Source organism: Streptomyces thermodiastaticus (assembly GCF_014656135.1).
GTDB lineage: Bacteria > Actinomycetota > Actinomycetes > Streptomycetales > Streptomycetaceae > Streptomyces > Streptomyces thermodiastaticus.
Genome location: NZ_BNBV01000004.1, coordinates 80,459 through 96,606 on the forward strand (window position 1 = coordinate 80,459; position 16,148 = coordinate 96,606).

A 16,148-nucleotide genomic window follows, 5' to 3' on the forward strand; every position below is an offset into this window, starting at 1 on the left:
GTGTCCGCTTCGGCTTGGCCTCCGCCTCCTCGGTGGCCGGCGTGTCCGTGCCCGCGTCCGTGGCCGGGGTGGCGGCGGTCTTCTTCCGAGTACGGGTGCGCTTGGGCTTGGCCTCCGTGGCGTCGGCGGTGTCGGTGGCTGCCGTGGCCTCGGGTGCGGCCTCGGCGGTCGCCGTGTCCGCGGCCTCGCCGGCGGCGGCGGCCTTCTTGCGTGTCCGCTTCGGCTTGGCCTCCGCCTCCTCGGTGGCCGGCGTGTCCGTGCCCGCGTCCGTGGCCGGGGTGGCGGCGGCCTTCTTGCGGGTGCGGGTGCGCTTGGGCTTGGCCTCCACGGCGTCGGCCGTGTCGGCGTCGGCCGTGTCGGCGGCGGCCGGTGCGCTCGCCTCCTGCTCGGGGGCCTGCTGTGCCGCCGGTGCCGTCGTCTCGGGTGCGGCGGCGGCCTCGGCCGTCCTGCGGGTGCGGCGGCGACGCGGCTTCGCGGGGGCCTCCGGTGCGGCCTCGGGGGCCGGCGCCTCCGCCACCGTGGTCGCGGACGCCGTGGACGGCGCGGCGGGCTCCGCGGGCTCCGGCTGCGTCACGGGCGTGACCTGCGGCGACTCCGGCGCCGGCGCGGATGCCGACGGTGCGGGAGCGGCCGGCTGGACCGGGACGCCACCGCGCATACGGCGTCGGCGGCGCGGCGTACGGGTCCGCGTCTGCTCGCCCGTGGCCGCCGCCTCGGCCGAAGCGGCCTCGTCGGCCGTACCCACTGCCGAAGCGGCGTCCACCGGTGCGCCACCGCGCGTGCGCCGGCGGCGGCGCGGGGCGCGCGCCGGGCGCTCGCGGTCACGGTCGGCCGAACGGCCCCTGTCGCGCCCGCCGTGGCCGCCGCGTCCGCGGCCGCCGGTCTCGCCCAGGTCCTCCAGCTCCTCCGCGTCCAGCCCGGCCCGGGTGCGCTGCGAGCGGGGCAGGATGCCCTTGGTGCCCTCCGGGATGCCCAGGTCGCTGAACAAGTGCGGGGAGGTGGAGTAGGTCTCCACCGGCTCGTGGAAGTCCAGCTCCAGCGTCTTGTTGATCAGCTGCCAGCGCGGGACGTCGTCCCAGTCGACGAGCGTGATCGCCGTACCCTTCGCGCCCGCGCGCCCGGTGCGGCCGATGCGGTGCAGGTAAGTCTTCTCGTCCTCGGGGCACTGGTAGTTGATGACGTGGGTGACGCCCTCGACGTCGATGCCGCGGGCGGCGACGTCGGTGCACACCAGAACATCCACCTTGCCGTTGCGGAAGGCGCGCAGCGCCTGCTCGCGGGCGCCCTGGCCGAGGTCGCCGTGGACCGCGCCGGCGGCGAAACCGCGACGCTGGAGCTGCTCGGCGATGTCGGCCGCGGTGCGCTTGGTCCGGCAGAAGATCATCGCCAGGCCGCGGCCCTCGGCCTGCAGTATCCGGGCGATCATCTCCGGCTTGTCCAGCGAGTGCGCGCGGTAGACGAACTGCTTGATGTTGGCCACCGTCACGCCCTCGTCGTCCGGCGCGGTGGCGCGGATGTGCGTGGGCTGGGACATGTAGCGGCGGGCCAGACCGATCACCGCGCCCGGCATGGTCGCCGAGAACAGCATGGTCTGCCGCTCGGCCGGCAGCATGTCCATGATCTTCTCGACGTCGGGCAGGAAGCCGAGGTCGAGCATCTCGTCGGCCTCGTCCAGGACCAGGCACTTGACGTGCCGCAGGTCGAGCTTCTTCTGCCCGGCCAGGTCCAGCAGCCGGCCCGGGGTGCCGACGACCACGTCGACGCCCTTCTGCAGCGCCTCCACCTGGGGCTCGTAGGCACGGCCGCCGTAGATCGCAGCGACTCGCACATTGCGCACCTTGCCGGCCGTCAGCAGGTCGTTGGTGACCTGCACGCACAGCTCGCGCGTGGGCACGACGACCAGCGCCTGCGGGGCGTCGGTGAGAGCCTCGGGGGCGGCGCGCCCGGCCTGCACGTCGGCGGGGACCACGACGCGCTCGAGAAGCGGAAGGCCGAAACCGAGCGTCTTGCCGGTGCCGGTCTTGGCCTGGCCGATGACGTCCGAGCCCGACAGGGCCACGGGCAGCGTCATCTCCTGGATGGGGAAGGGGGTGGTGATGCCGACGGCTTCCAGCGCCTCGGCGGTTTCGGGGAGGATTCCCAGGTCTCGGAACGTAGTAGTCAGCGTCATGCCTCTTCTGTGTACGCGGTGCGAGGCGAGCGCGGGGGTCGTGTCGCGTGACCGTGCCGGGGACGTGGGCCGCCCACGCGGGCGGGCCGTGTGGCACGGGACCACAGCCGACGCTCTAGCGCTCGTACCGCTGAGGGTGTCCCTCCGGTCGTCGCACGTACACTGACGTACGGCTGCGGAGGGCTGTCGGGTCGGAGCCGATCGGGCCACCGACCGGGCATCCTCATACGTACGCCTGCGGGAGACGTCGGTGCGTCGGCGTACCCAACAGGCGCAATACCACCATACCCCGGATCCGTGCACACGCGATGGCCGATTTGGTCACGTAGTCGTCGTCACACCGGATGATCAGGTGAGGTGCCGGGGCCGCGGACTATTGTGCGCTGCATGACCAGCCCTGACACGCCTGAGAACGCCACCGACGCCCCCGCACGCACCGGGATCGCCGCCATGGACTGGGCGGAGGCCGCCGCGGACCCCCAGTACCGTGCCGCGGTCGTGGACCTGCTCGGAGCCCTCGCGTACGGCGAGCTGGCGGCGTTCGAGCGGCTCGCGGAGGACGCCAAGCTGGCGCCCACCCTCGCGGACAAGGCCGAGCTGGCGAAGATGGCGTCGGCGGAGTTCCACCACTTCGAGCGGCTGCGCGACCGGCTCACCGAGATCGGCGTGGAGCCGACGGAGGCGATGGACCCGTTCGTCGCCGCGCTCGACGGCTTCCACAAGCAGACGGCGCCCTCGGACTGGCTGGAGGGACTCGTCAAGGCGTACGTCGGCGACTCGATCGCCAGCGACTTCTACCGGGAGGTCGCCGTCCGCCTGGACTCCGACACCCGTGAGCTGGTCCTCGCCGTCCTCGCGGACACCGGACACGCCGACTTCGCGGTGGAGAAGGTGCGCGCCGCGATCGAGGCCGACCCGCGGGTGGGCGGCCGGCTCGCGCTGTGGGCGCGGCGGCTGATGGGCGAGGCGCTGTCGCAGTCGCAGCGGGTGGTGGCCGAACGGGACGCGCTGTCGACGATGCTGGTCGGCGGAGTGGCCGACGGCTTCGACCTGGCCGAGGTCGGCAAGATGTTCTCCCGGATCACCGAGGCGCACACCAAGCGGATGGCCGCGCTGGGACTGGCGGCCTAGCCGCGAGGCCGCGGGCAAGGGGCCGGTACGGATCGTGCGACCGGCCCACGTGCGGTCGCGGCCGCCGGGGATCAGGCCGGCGCGGAGTGCCGCCGCAGCCGTGCCGCCGGGCGGAGCAGCAGCGACAGGGCCGCGACCGAGACGACCACCGCGCCCAGCAGGCTCGGCAGGACCCCGGCGGGGTCCAGGGCGCCGTGCGTGACGAGGGCGCCGAGCAGGGCACCGGCCACGGCCGTCGACAGCACCAGCAGGCGGGAGGGCAGCCGGTGGGACAGGCGGTGGAACGCGGCCCAGCCGAGCAGCAGACCGAGGACGGCGGAGCCGGACGTTTCCAGAATCATCGAGTGCCTCCCCAGGCGGTCGGCCGGTGCCGGACGGTCGTACCCGTCTTACCCCTGACCTGCGGAATCCAACCCTCCCTGTGGGCTGTTCGTGCTGCCTGCGCAGCGGCTCGTGCTGCCTGTGCAGCGGCGCGAGGCGCGACCGCGGGAACACGACGGCGGGGTGCCGCCGGCCACCGCCGACGACACCCCGTCCCAGGCCCTGGCTCGCCCGGCGTGGCGCGGACTACAGCGCGCCGAAGCCCACCCGGCGCGGCGTCGGCTCGCCCAGCTCGACGTACGCGAGACGGTCGGCCGGGACCATCACCTTGCGCCCGTGCTCGTCCTCGAGGGTCAGCAGCTTTGCCGCGCCCGTCAGCGCGTCGGACACCGCCCGCTCGACCTCCTCGGGCTTCTGACCGCTCTCCAGAACGATCTCGCGGGGCGCGTGCTGCACGCCGATCTTGACCTCCACGGCTATGTCCCTCCGACGGTCAGTGAAGTGCGCGGCCTTCCGCGCCGTACCCAGCACACATTAGCCCGGTGAGGGGAAGCGCACGGCGCCGCCGTCCCACGCCACGAGCGAACAGCCGGAGGGAATACGCCGCGGGACGCGAAGGCGGCAGCCTTCGGGCGGAGTACCTGAAGGCCCGCGGCGGCGGTTCAGCGGTGGGGCTGCTCGCTGCCGTGCAGCGGGAAGCCGGCGATGCCGCGCCAGGCCAGCGACGTCAGCAGCTGCACCGCCTGGTCGCGCGGGACCTTGCGGTCGCTGTGCAGCCAGGACCGGGCCACCACCTGGGCGAGCCCGCCCAGGCCGGAGGCGAGCAGCATGGACTCCTCGCGCGACAGGCCCGTGTCCTCGGCGATCACGTCGCAGATCGCCTCGGCGCACTCGTTGGTGACCTTGTCCACGCGCTCGCGCACCGCCGGCTCGTTCGTCAGGTCCGACTCGAAGACCAGCCGGAACGCGCCGCCGTCGTCCTCGACGTACGCGAAGTAGGCGTCCATCGTGGCCCGCACGCGCTGCTTGTTGTCGGTGGTCGACGCCAGCGCGCTGCGCACGGACTGGATGAGCGACTCGCAGTGCTGGTCGAGCAGCGCGAGGTAGAGGTCGAGCTTGCCCGGGAAGTGCTGGTAGAGCACGGGCTTGCTGACGCCGGCACGCTCGGCGATGTCGTCCATCGCGGCGGCGTGGTACCCCTGCGCCACGAAGACCTCCTGAGCGGCGCCCAGCAACTGGTTCCGCCGGGCACGGCGCGGCAGGCGCGTGCCTCGCGGGCGTGCCGCCTCAGTCTGCTCGATGGCTGTCACGCCGCCTCCCAAAGTCGTCCTTGTGCGCTGTGCGCCGAGCCGCCATCGTACTTTTCGGTAACCGTACTGTGCGCGGTGCGAGCGCAGGATTTCACGAACCGGACGGTGATGAAACCACCGGCCGAGGTCTCGCACGCAACCCGGCCGGGCAGGTGAGGACGCCCGTCGCCGCCCGGTCACGGGCGTGCACCCGTGGCTCAGCGGTAGTCGTCCTCGTCGAGGGACACCACGCGCGCCTGTTCGATCAGGTCGGCCTCGTTGCCGCGGGCGGGATCCACGTCGGTCAGGGCGTCGTCGTGGTCCGGTGCGACGTCGGCCTGCTGCTCGGCGGCGTCGCCCTCCGGGGCCTCGACGGCGATCTCCGCGGCGTCCTCCTCCGCCGGCGCCTCGGCGTCGAACGTCTCGGGATCGGTGGGGTCGAAGACCATGCCGGGCTCCCTTCCCGTGCACGTCGCCGCGCACGTCCTAGTGGTCTCCCTCGATCAGCGGGGGCTACCCCGGGTGCCCTCTGTACGAGCGTAGGAGACACCCGATCCGGACGCCACAACCCCGCTGCCGACGCCCGGTCCCGGTGGCACGCCCCGCGGACGCGGCCTGTGACGGCGAACACATGAACCAGTGCGTGATCGTCTCGTAACATTGCCGCATGTCTTCGACCGAGCTGCCCTCCGTGTCGTCCGCCACCGTTCTTCCCACGGTGGCACCCGTCAGGGTCGAGGAGGAGGAGCAGCTGCGCTCGGTCCGGCTGCCGGGGATGACCCTGGCGGTGCGCTCCCGGCCCGCCCGGCGCGAGGGCCTGCCCCGCGCACTGTACGTGCACGGGCTCGGCGGCTCCTCGCAGAACTGGTCCGCGCTGATGGCGCTGCTGGACGACACCGTCGACAGCGAGGCGGTCGACCTGCCGGGCTTCGGCGACTCGCCGCCGCCGGACGACGGCAACTACTCGGTCACCGCGCACGCGCGCGCGGTGATCCGCTACCTGGACGCCCGCGGCGGCGGCCCGGTCCATCTGGTGGGCAACTCCATGGGCGGCGCGATCTCCACCCGGGTCGCCGCCCTCCGCCCCGACCTGGTGCGGACGCTGACCCTGGTGTCGCCCGCGCTGCCCGAGCTGCGGGTGCAGCGCACCGCGGTGCCGACCGCGCTGCTCGCCGTGCCCGGCGTGGCGGCCCTGTTCACCCGGCTCACCCGCGAGTGGACGGCCGAGCAGCGGGTGCGCGGCATGATGGCGCTGTGCTACGGGGACCCGTCGCGGGTCACGCCCGAGGGGTTCCGCACCGCCGTCCAGGAGATGGAGCGGCGGCTTCGACTGCCATACTTCTGGGACGCGATGGCGCGCTCGGCGCGCGGGATCGTGGACGCGTACACGCTGGGCGGACAGCACGGACTGTGGCGCCAGGCCGAACGGGTCCTCGCGCCCACGCTGCTGGTCTACGGTGGCCGTGACCAGCTCGTGGGCTTCCGCATGGCGCAGCGCGCGGCCCGTGCCTTCCGTGACGCGCGCCTGCTGACCCTGCCGGACGCGGGACACGTGGCGATGATGGAGTACCCGGAGACGGTGGCCACCGCCTTCCGGGAGCTGCTGGCGGAGACGGCGGGCCGGCGGGCCGAGGACGGGGGATCCGACGAGAGCATGGACGAGAGCATGGGGGGCTGAGAAGGCGCGTGGGACGCCACAGCCGCCGCGGACCCGCCCCGAAGGGCGAGACCGCGGAGACCGCGGAGACCGCTGAGACAGCGGCCGAAGACGACAGCCGGGGCCGGACGGGCCGCGGGGAGATCCACGGCACAGGACCGTCCGGCGCACGGCCGGGCGGTCAGGGGCCGGGCGGGCCGTGGCCCGGCAACCGGCAGCCGGGCGCCGCGCCCGGGCAGGACCGTACGCCCCCGGCCCGGCCGGCACCGGCCGCCACAGCCCCGGGCGGCATGCCCCGGGCGACCGGACCGGCGCCGGGACTGTACGCCGGACCACCACCCGGACCCGATACCACGTCAGGAAGGGCGCAGCCAGGGTCCGTTCCGCCCGGGACCGCACCACCGGGCCCGTACCGCCCGGGACCTGTCCCGCCGTCAGCCCCGCAGCATGTCGGCGCGGGCCCGGCACCGACGGCACCACGCTTCCCGGACGGCACGCCCGCGCATGGTGTGCCGCGTTTTCCGGACGGCACGCCCGCGCACGGTGTCCCGCGTTTTCCGGACGGCACCCCCGTCGGCGGTGTCCCGCAGATCCGGGGCGGGCATCCCGAGCAGCGCGAACCGGGCGGCGGCTGGGGACGGCCGGTCCCCGGCCCGGTGGGCGCCGCGGGCGCCGGGCACGCCGCCCCGGCCGGCACCCCCGTCGCCGGCACCGGGCCCGCGACGCCGCCTCTTCCCCAGCAACGGCGGGAGCCGGCCGGCCCGCGGCAGGACTACCTCGACGCCTTCGACGGCGAGAACAGCGTCTTCACGCCCCGGCCCGCCGCGGCCGCGCACCCGGAGACCTCGGGCGGCCGGCACGGCAGCGACGCCGGCACGGACACCGGACAGGACACCGGTGACGGCGCACCGCCGGACGACGCCGGGGCGCGGGCTGCGGACAAGAGCGGCAAGGGACGCACCGTCACCGGCATCGCGGCCGCCGCCGTCACCACCGTGCTCACCGTCGTCGTCGCCGGGCAGGTCACCGACGGACACTCCGGCGCCCACGCCGAGCCGGCCTCCGGGCAGGCCCGGCAGACCCGGAGCGCACACCCGTCGCCGCGGACCACACCGGCGCTGACGTACGTCCAGAAGATGAACACCACGTACGAGATGAGCCCCACGTTCAAGGGCTCGGGCACGTTCGACGTGGTCCCCGGCTCCGCGAAGGCACCCGGCACCGGGCACACCTACCGCTACCGCGTCGACGTCGAGCAGGGCCTCGGCCTGGACGGGAAACTCTTCGCCGACGCCGTGCAGAAGACGCTCAACGACGACCGCAGCTGGGCGCACGACGGCGCCCGCACCTTCGAGCGCGTCTCCACCGGCACGCCCGATTTCGTGATCACGCTGGCCAGCCCGGGCACCACCGCGGACTGGTGCGCGAAATCGGGTCTGGACACCACGGAGGACAACGTCTCCTGCGACTCGGCGGCCACCCCGCGCGTGATGATCAACGCCTACCGGTGGGCGCAGGGCTCGACGACCTACGGCGACCACATCTACGCCTACCGTCAGATGCTGATCAATCACGAGGTGGGCCACCGGCTCGGCCACAACCACGAGCTGTGCCAGAAGGACGGCGCGCTCGCCCCGGTGATGCAGCAGCAGACGAAGTTCCTGGACCACGACGGCATCCACTGCCTGCCCAACCCCTGGCCGTACCCCGAAGGGTGACCGGCGGCGCGCACCGGTCCCCGCCGCGGGGGCCGGGCCGCCCATAGCGCGCCAAAACGCGCGCCGCACGGGAAAGTTACGTCCGTTCACCCCTTCCGGTGGCGCGACGGACAACCGTCCGTCGCGCCACCGCTGTGTCCGCATACGTTCGTCCCGCTGTCAGCCGTCGGCGCACCGGCGGCCGGCCACAGGACGCGGACGAGCAGGGGAACGGAGGTGCACACGTGCGCATCGGGCTGGTGACGGAAGGCGGCTACCCGTATGCGGGCGGTGACGCCGGACTCTGGTGCGAACGGCTCGTGCGCGGGCTCGGACAGCACGAGTTCGACCTCTACGCCCTCAGCCGCAGCAGGCAGCAGGAGGACGAGGGCTGGCGGCCGCTGCCGGACCAGGTCGCCCGGGTCCGCACGGCACCCCTGTGGACGGCCGAGGACGACGGCGTGCGGTACGGACGGCGCGCCCGCCGGCGCTTCACCGAGTGCTACGGGGAGCTGGCGGCCGCGCTGACCGGTGCGGAACGCCCGGACGGGCCGGACGAGGCGCCCCGCCCCGACGACGGCACCGGCGGGCCGGACGAGAGCGGGGCGGATGGCCAGGCGGACCGTTTCGCCGCTGCGCTGTACGGTCTCGCGGACCTCGCCCGCGACCAGAGCGGTGGCCTGGCGGCAGCGCTCCGCTCGCAGGACGCGGTGCGCACACTGGAGCGCGCCTGCCGCGCGCCCGGTGCCCTGCGGGCGGCGCGAACGGCGCGCGTGCCCGATCTGCTCGCGGTCGCCGCGCGACTGGAACGCGCCCTGCGCCCCCTCGCGCTGGACTGGCACGAGGCCGACGGCCTCGGCGCCGCCGACCTCACCCATGCGACGGCCGGCGGCACCACCGCCCTGCCCGGCCTCCTCGCCCGCCGCTCCTGCGGGGTTCCCCTCCTCGTCACCGAGCACGCGGTCCCCCTGCGCACGCACTACCTGGCCACGAGCACCGACGGCACCGCCCCGGCCGTCCGCGCCCTGATCGGAGCCTTCCACCGCGCCCTCGCCCGCGAGATCTACCGGCAGGCGGCCGTCGTCACCCACGGCAACGCCCACACCCGCCGCTGGCAGGAACGCTGCGGCGCCGACCGTTCCCGGCTGCGCACCGTCCACCCCGGCATGGACGCCGCCCCGTTCGCCGAGGCCGGCGAGGCACCGCGGACCGCCGACCCGGACACCCTGGTGTGGATCGGCCGGGTGGAGCCCGCCAAGGACCTGGTGTCCCTGCTGCACGCCTTCGCCGAGGTGCACCGTGAGCGCCCGCAGACCCGGCTGCGGATCATCGGCACGGGCCACGGCCCCGACACGGCCGCCTACCTGGGCCACTGCCGGGCCCTGGCCGCCCAGCTCTTCCCCGACGAGGCCGACAGCCCGCACACCGCCGGCGACAACCCCGTCTCCTTCGAGGAGGTCGGCGGACCGGAGGCGCCGACCCTCGCCGAGGCGTACGCGGCGGGCGCCGTGGTCGTCCTGTCGAGTGTCGTCGAGGGCTTCCCGCTCGGCCTGGTGGAGGCCATGTTCTGCGGCTGCGCGACCGTCTCCACCGATGTGGGCGCGGTCGTCGAGGTCATCGGCGGCACCGGACTGATCGTCCCGCCGCGCGATCCGCGGGCGCTCGCCGAGGCCTGCACGGCGCTGCTACGCGACCCCGAGCGCCGTGCGCGCCTGGGCGCGGCCGCCCGCGCACGCGCCCTGGAGCTGTTCACCGTCGAGCAGAACATCGCCGCGTTCCACGGCCTCTACCTCGACATCGTGGCGCGCAGCCCGGTCCGCCGCAGACCGCTCGACGAGGCCGGCGCACCGCTGCCCTTCGCCGCCCCCGCCGAGGCCCGGGTCCCCGGCCACTGGACCGGCGCGGACGCCCGTCCCACCCGCGCCGCCGCGCCCGCCGTCCGTGGCGGCCAGGCCTGGGCCCGGCGCTCCTGCGCGACCCGCGTCCCGGCCCCCGCACCCGGCACGGAGGCCGCCCGATGACCGTCCCCGCCCAGCACGGCCGCCCGCCCGCCGGCCCCGCCGCACCGGACCGGCAGCCCGCGGCCGCACCCGACCGGACCACAGCAGCCCTCGGCCGGCCGCACACCCCCGCACCCCCGCAGGGCGCCGCCGACCCCGTCAAGGCGCTGCTGCACCGCCACCGCGACCTGTGCGCACGAGCCGTCGACCCGCTGGAGATCGCCGCGCATCTGGAGGCGCACGGCGTCACCGACCGCACCGCCGCCCGCTTCCGCCACCGCGACGTCTTCTCGCTCGCCGAGGAGATGTACGCCCGCGTCCCCAGGGAGACCGAGGAGTCCACGCCCCCCGAGCCCGCCGCGCCGTCCGCCCGGCCGTCCCCGCGCATGGCCGTCCTCGCCCTGCTGCCCGGCCTCCTGTGCGCGGCCGCGGTCGCCGGCCTGCGCCTGACCGAAGGCCCCGCCCGCCCGGCCACGGCGGCCGCAGGAGTACTCGCCGCCGCCCTCGCCGTGCGCGCCCTGCTGCGCCACGGCATCCCCCGCCGGCCCGCACGCCCGCGCGCCGGAATCCGCCCGCCCCGCCTGCTCGGCCGGACCTGCTGGCTCCTGGCCTACGCGGCCCTCGGCGACGGCCTGCTCACCGTCGCCCTCCACGGCGGCCCCGACGGATGGCCCGACGGCACCCCCACCGGACCCTGGCCCCTGGCCACCGCCCCGCTGCCGGCCCTCGCCCTGGCCTGCGCCCCGGCCGCCTGGCTCACCCACCGGTTCGCCGTCCAGGCCCGGCACCGGCTCACGGCCGCCCGCGATCTGAAGGAGTTCGGCGCCACCGTACGGCCCCTGCTTCTGACGACGCTCGCCGCCTGCCTGGGCGCCCTCGCCGCCCTGCTCGCCCTCAGCGGCACCGTCCTGGCCGAACCCGCCTGCTCGGCGCAGGGCCTCGCCCTCGGTGCCCTGCTGCTGCTCGCCCGGCTGCTGACGGTCCACGGCTCCGCCCGTGCCGCGGCCGCCGCCCTCGCCACCGCGGCCTGGGCCGAGGCCCTGGCCCAGGCGAGCGTCTTCGCCGCCCGTCTGCCTGGCTGCGACCCGCTCGGCGTCCCCGTGGACCGGCTCGTCGCCGCCTGGGGACCGGGCAGCGTCCCGGCCCTCGTCTGCGGAAGCTGCGCCCTCGCCCTGCTGGTGCACGCCCTGCGCACGCTCGGCCGGGCCTCGGCCCACGCGGCACCGGAGGTGCCGGCATGAGCCGCGCCCCGCAGCCGCCGGCCCGCCGCCGGTGCCCCCTCGCCCGGGACGGGCCGCCCCACCACCGACTCGAAGGCGTGACGCACATGAAGGAGAAGACCAGATGACCACCATCCGACCCGGAGCAACCGACGCCGCCGCAGCGCACATCCCGGGAGCCGTCCGATGAGGGTCCTGCTGATCGGAGCCAACGGATACCTCGGCCGGTTCGTCGCCGAACGCCTGCTCGCCGACCCGGCCGTCCAGCTGACCGCGCTCGGCCGGGGCGACGACGCCGACGTCCGCTTCGACCTGTCCACCGGCAGCCCCGGCGCGCTCACCCGGTTCCTCGACGCCATCCAGCCCGGCGTCGTCATCAACTGCGCCGGCACCACCCGGGGCAACGCCCGCGACCTGACCCGGCACAACACCGTCGCCGTCGCCACCGTCTGCGAGGCGCTCCGCCGCAGCGGCTGCGGCGCCCGCCTGGTGCAGGTCGGGTGCAGCGCCGAGTACGGGCCCAGCCAGCCCGGCTCCTCCACCGCCGAGGACGCCGTGCCCCGGCCCGGCGGACCGTACGGGGTCAGCAAGCTCGCCGCCACCGAACTGGTCCTCGGCTCCGGCCTGGACGCCGTCGTCCTGCGCGTGTTCTCGCCGGCCGGGCCCGGCACCCCGGCCGCCTCACCGCTCGGCCGGCTCGCCGAGGCCCTGCGCCGCGCCATGCAGTCCGGCGACGGCGACCTCAAACTCGGCGGACTCGGCGTCCAGCGGGACTTCGTCGACGTACGCGACGTCGCCCGCGCCGTGCACGCCGCCTCCCTGTCGGCCGCCCAGGGCATCATCAACATCGGCTCCGGCCGCGCCGTCCGGCTGCGCGACGCCGCCTCCGTGCTGGCCCGCGTCGCCGGATACAACGGTGTGCTCCACGAACTCGACGCCCCGCCCGGACCCCACCACCACCGTCCCGCCATCGGCCACCCGCGCGGCGGCGACCCCGACCACCCGCTCCCGGTCGCCTACCCCTACCCGGACGGCTGCGGCGCCTGGCAGCAGGCCGACGTGCGGACCGCACGCGACCGGCTCGGCTGGCGGCCCCGGATCAGCCTGGAGGAGTCCCTCGCCGACATCTGGATGGAGGCCGCCTGCCGTATGTGACCCGCACGGCAGCGGTGAAGGCGGCGGGCGTGCCCCGGTGACCCACGCCGAGGGCACCCACCCGCCGGGCGGCCACGACCGCCCTTCGGGACACATCCGTCTCGGGGAGCGAAACGGCTGTCTCGGAATGAAAAGGCGCGTGGCAGTGTTACGGGGAGAGCAACCGTAGTGATTGACCGACCAACGGAGTCCCCGTGTCGCTGCCACCCCTGGTCGAGCCGGCTGATGAGCTCACCGTAGACGAGGTTCGCAGGTACTCCCGCCACCTGATCATCCCGGATGTCGGGATGGCCGGGCAGAAGCGGCTGAAGAACGCCAAGGTGCTCTGTGTGGGCGCCGGCGGCCTGGGCTCGCCCGCCCTGATGTACCTGGCCGCGGCCGGCGTCGGTACGCTCGGCATCGTGGAGTTCGACGAGGTCGACGAGTCGAACCTGCAGCGCCAGATCATCCACAGCCAGTCGGACATCGGGCGCTCCAAGGCCGAGTCCGCGCGCGACACCATCAAGGGCATCAACCCCTACGTGAACGTCGTCCTTCACGAAGAGCGGCTCGAGGCCGACAACGTGATGGGCATCTTCAGCCAGTACGACCTGATCATCGACGGCACGGACAACTTCGCGACCCGTTACCTGGTCAATGACGCGTGCGTGCTGCTCAACAAGCCGTACATCTGGGGCTCGATCTACCGCTTCGACGGCCAGGCCTCCGTCTTCTGGTCCGAGCACGGCCCCTGCTACCGCTGCCTCTACCCGGAGCCCCCGCCCCCCGGCATGGTTCCCTCCTGCGCCGAGGGCGGCGTGCTCGGCGTGCTGTGCTCCTCCATCGGCTCCATCCAGGTCACCGAGGCCATCAAGCTGCTCACCGGCACCGGCGAGCCGCTGGTCGGCCGCCTGATGATCTACGACGCCCTGGAGATGCAGTACCGCCAGGTCAAGGTCCGCAAGGACCCGGACTGCGCGGTCTGCGGCAAGAACCCGACCGTCACCGAGCTCATCGACTACGAGGCCTTCTGCGGCGTCGTCTCCGACGAGGCCCAGGCGGCGGCCGCCGACTCCACGATCACGCCGAAGCAGCTGAAGCAGTGGATCGACGACGGCGAGAACATCGAGATCATCGACGTCCGTGAGCCGAACGAGTACGAGATCGTCTCCATCCCGGGTGCCCGGCTGATCCCGAAGAACGAGTTCCTCATGGGCAACGCCCTGGAGACCCTGCCGCAGGACAAGAAGATCGTCTTGCACTGCAAGACGGGTGTCCGCAGTGCGGAAGTCCTCGCCGTCCTGAAGTCCGCCGGCTTCTCCGACGCCGTTCACGTCGGCGGCGGGGTCATCGGCTGGGTCAACCAGATCGAGCCGGACAAGCCGGTGTACTGACCGAGGGGGTTCGCTTCACAGCGAGGCCCGCTGTCCGGTGAGGCTGAGGAAGCCCACGGTGCCGAGGTTGTCGGTGCCGTGGGCTTCTGGCGTTGTGGGGTGGGGCGTGCGTGGTGTGCGGTGGATCGGACGGAACCGGCCATCACGGCGCCTCACGGTCTTCTTGAGGGGGCTCTGACGGAAGGTTGACCGCCGTGTCTGCCGCACTCGGTCGCTGTGCGGCTGCGAGGGCGCTGCGGGCGCGGGCGACGTACTCGCGCAGGACGATGGTGTCGGGGTGGTGGGGGCCGAGGATGCGTTCGCGGTCGGCCAGCACGTGCTCGCGCAGTTCGAGTGCTTCGTGGTGGCGTCCGGCATCGGCGTAGGAGATGGCCAGGTTGTGTCGAGCGTCGATGGTGTCGGGGTGGTGGGGGCCGAGGATGCGTTCGCGGTCGGCGAGCACGTGCTCGCGCAGTTCGAGTGCTTCGTGGTGGCGTCCGGTATCGGCGTAGGAGTTGGCCAGGTTGTGTCGAGCGTCGAGGGTGTCGGGGTGGTGGGGGCCGAGGATGCGTTCGCGGTCGGCCAGCACGTGCTCGCGCAGTTCGAGTGCTTCGTGGTGGCGTCCGGCATCGGCGTAGGAGACGGCCAGGTTGTTGCGTGCGGTGAGGGTGCCGGGGTGGTCCGGGCCGTGGTTGTCAGTGCTGCGCCGGACCAGACCTTGGTTGTACGCGACGGCCTGTTCGTACAGGCCCACCGCTGACAGGCTGCCGCTGACCCGGTACAGGCACCCGTGCGTGGTGGGCCTCCACAGCGATGGGTAGGTGTGCTGGTCCAGCATCATGGTGTTCGCGCGAAGGGCTGCGGACAGGTCGCGGTCGTGGTGGTCCAGGCCGGGCCACAGACTGAGGATGGCGTCGCCTGCGGTGCGGGCGAGCGAAGGCAGTGCCTCGGGTGCGATCGTCTCGCGCAGGGCCCGCGCGGTCAGGGCGTGCATGCGGATCGGCGCCTGGGGGCTGTCCTGCGCGATCAGGGCATAGGTGTGCAGGCAGTCCAGCGCGGAGTGGATGTCCTGGTCGGTGACGGCCGGCTGTCGTCTGCGCGGCCAGCGGCGGCGCGAGGGGAGCGTGGCGCGGAGGTGGTCTCGCACCGGTGTGGTGGTCCACAGACCGACGGGATGGCCGAGCGGGTCCATCAGGGCGATGAGCTGGAGCAGTGGCCGGGTCAGTTGGGTGGTGTCCGCGGTCTGGACGGCGTCCAGGGAGAGCAGAAGCGCTCGGGTGACGGGCCGGCCGTAGCCCTCGGTGTCCGCTTCCGGCGGGAGGAGGTCGGCAAGCCTGCTGTCCGGGCGCTGGAAGCGGGCCAGGTACGTGCCGACGTCGCACCGCTTGTTGATCATGTAGGCGGCGGCGTGGCCGAGAGCGAGCGGCAACAGACCCAGTGCATGGCACAGCTCGTCTGCCGCACCGTCCTCGAACAGCTGGGGGTACCCGGCATCCGAGAGACGGCGGCGCAGATAGGACGTCGCCTCCTCAGGAGTGTAGAGGTCCAGGGGGATCAGGCGGCGGCCCTGGCCGCTCAGCAAGGCGTGTCTGCGTCGAGTGGTGGCCAGGACACGGCCGGTGCGGGGGTTGCCGTCCGGCCACCACGCATCGACGGCTTCCGGGTCGGCGATGTCGTCGAGCACCACCAGCCAGCGCCGGTCGGTCGCTGCCAGCCAGTTCAGGAACGCTCGCGCGGAGGCGGTGTCGTCTCCACGGTCGCCACCGGGCAGGCGCAACTGATCGGCGGCTTCGGCGTAGGCGGTGATGATCCGGTCGGGTTCCGCGGCGTTGACCCACACGAGCAGGTCCAGGCCACGGTCCTGCCCACGGGCTTGGTCGCGCAGCTCCCGTGCCAGCGCGGCGGCGAGCTGGCTCTTGCCGACTCCGCCGTCCCCGACCAAGACCTGCGACAGCACCGATCCGCCGACACTGTGTTCATCACGAGCCTGATCAAGGGCCGCCCGGGCTGCCGCGCGCGGCTGGAACGCCGCCGCCAGCCTGGGGACGTTGCCCACCCAGACCGGCCAGGACACGTCCGGCTTCCGCGCAGGCGGCACCTGGACATGCACGTCGGTCGTGATCTGCGTGACGTCCCTGCCCGCGTTGGCACGCTGC

The 16,148-nt window shown here is 73.9% G+C and carries 13 protein-coding genes; 7 read left to right on the plus strand and 6 right to left on the minus strand.

Annotated elements, in window-relative coordinates:
* Positions 1 to 2,071: DEAD/DEAH box helicase (locus IE286_RS05675; protein WP_308437389.1), on the minus strand; the 2,071-nt coding region annotated here is incomplete at its 3' end.
* A 477-nt stretch (positions 2,072 to 2,548) separates the two neighbouring features.
* On the opposite strand from IE286_RS05675, the gene IE286_RS05680 reads away from it, so the two are divergent.
* Complete coding sequence (locus IE286_RS05680) at positions 2,549 to 3,301, plus strand: ferritin-like domain-containing protein (protein WP_189795505.1); 753 nt, start codon at positions 2,549 to 2,551, stop codon at positions 3,299 to 3,301.
* Between the two features lie 71 nt (positions 3,302 to 3,372).
* Here the strand turns inward: IE286_RS05680 and IE286_RS05685 are convergent, their stop codons facing one another.
* The 4 genes from IE286_RS05685 to IE286_RS05700 form a co-directional block, all read right to left on the minus strand.
* A complete protein-coding gene (locus IE286_RS05685) occupies positions 3,373 to 3,642 on the minus strand; it encodes a hypothetical protein (protein WP_189795506.1) in 270 nt (89 codons plus the stop codon).
* A gap of 226 nt (positions 3,643 to 3,868) precedes the next feature.
* A complete protein-coding gene (locus IE286_RS05690) occupies positions 3,869 to 4,096 on the minus strand; it encodes a DUF3107 domain-containing protein (RefSeq protein WP_189795507.1) in 228 nt (75 codons plus the stop codon).
* 188 nt (positions 4,097 to 4,284) lie between these two features.
* The gene (locus IE286_RS05695) at positions 4,285 to 4,932 is read right to left on the minus strand and encodes a TetR/AcrR family transcriptional regulator (protein WP_189795508.1); all 648 of its coding nucleotides are present in this window, start codon (positions 4,930 to 4,932) and stop codon (positions 4,285 to 4,287) included.
* Positions 4,933 to 5,129: 197 nt separating this feature from the next.
* Positions 5,130 to 5,360 carry an Rv3202a family protein gene (locus IE286_RS05700; protein WP_189795509.1) on the minus strand — a complete coding sequence of 77 codons (231 nt, stop codon included), beginning with the start codon at positions 5,358 to 5,360 and terminating at the stop codon, positions 5,130 to 5,132.
* 218 nt (positions 5,361 to 5,578) lie between these two features.
* On the opposite strand from IE286_RS05700, the gene IE286_RS05705 reads away from it, so the two are divergent.
* The 6 genes from IE286_RS05705 (at position 5,579) to moeZ (ending at position 14,013) form a co-directional block, all read left to right on the plus strand.
* On the plus strand, positions 5,579 to 6,589 hold the full coding sequence (locus tag IE286_RS05705; RefSeq protein ID WP_189795510.1) for an alpha/beta fold hydrolase: 1,011 nt from the start codon (positions 5,579 to 5,581) through the stop codon (positions 6,587 to 6,589).
* 488 nt (positions 6,590 to 7,077) lie between these two features.
* Entirely contained in the window at positions 7,078 to 8,286 is a 1,209-nt protein-coding gene (locus IE286_RS05710; protein WP_308115047.1) for a DUF3152 domain-containing protein, read from the plus strand.
* 224 nt (positions 8,287 to 8,510) lie between these two features.
* Positions 8,511 to 10,286 carry a DUF3492 domain-containing protein gene (locus tag IE286_RS05715; RefSeq protein ID WP_189795512.1) on the plus strand — a complete coding sequence of 592 codons (1,776 nt, stop codon included), beginning with the start codon at positions 8,511 to 8,513 and terminating at the stop codon, positions 10,284 to 10,286.
* Positions 10,283 to 11,506, plus strand: coding sequence for a hypothetical protein (locus tag IE286_RS05720; protein WP_229861987.1), 1,224 nt, complete (start codon positions 10,283 to 10,285; stop codon positions 11,504 to 11,506). Before IE286_RS05715 ends, IE286_RS05720 begins: the two co-directional genes overlap by 4 nt.
* A 165-nt stretch (positions 11,507 to 11,671) precedes the next feature.
* The gene (locus tag IE286_RS05725; protein WP_189795513.1) at positions 11,672 to 12,640 is read left to right on the plus strand and encodes an NAD-dependent epimerase/dehydratase family protein; all 969 of its coding nucleotides are present in this window, start codon (positions 11,672 to 11,674) and stop codon (positions 12,638 to 12,640) included.
* A gap of 194 nt (positions 12,641 to 12,834) precedes the next feature.
* Positions 12,835 to 14,013, plus strand: a complete 1,179-nt coding sequence (gene moeZ / locus IE286_RS05730) for an adenylyltransferase/sulfurtransferase MoeZ (protein ID WP_189795514.1) — start codon at positions 12,835 to 12,837, stop codon at positions 14,011 to 14,013.
* A 142-nt stretch (positions 14,014 to 14,155) separates the two neighbouring features.
* Here the strand turns inward: moeZ and IE286_RS05735 are convergent, their stop codons facing one another.
* Positions 14,156 to 15,949 (minus strand): tetratricopeptide repeat protein, encoded by a 1,794-nt coding sequence (locus tag IE286_RS05735; protein ID WP_189795515.1) that lies wholly within the window; start codon positions 15,947 to 15,949, stop codon positions 14,156 to 14,158.
* Positions 15,950 to 16,148: the final 199 nt, after the last annotated feature.

Excerpts from the sequence above, each read along its gene's own strand:
- IE286_RS05685 (WP_189795506.1), bottom strand. The coding sequence starts at position 3,642 with ATGATTCTGGAAACGTCCGGCTCCGCCGTCCTCGGTCTGCTGCTCGGC.
- IE286_RS05700 (WP_189795509.1), bottom strand. The coding sequence starts at position 5,360 with ATGGTCTTCGACCCCACCGATCCCGAGACGTTCGACGCCGAGGCGCCG.
- IE286_RS05705 (WP_189795510.1), top strand. The coding sequence starts at position 5,579 with ATGTCTTCGACCGAGCTGCCCTCCGTGTCGTCCGCCACCGTTCTTCCC.
- IE286_RS05720 (WP_229861987.1), top strand. The coding sequence starts at position 10,283 with ATGACCGTCCCCGCCCAGCACGGCCGCCCGCCCGCCGGCCCCGCCGCA.
- IE286_RS05725 (WP_189795513.1), top strand. The coding sequence starts at position 11,672 with ATGAGGGTCCTGCTGATCGGAGCCAACGGATACCTCGGCCGGTTCGTC.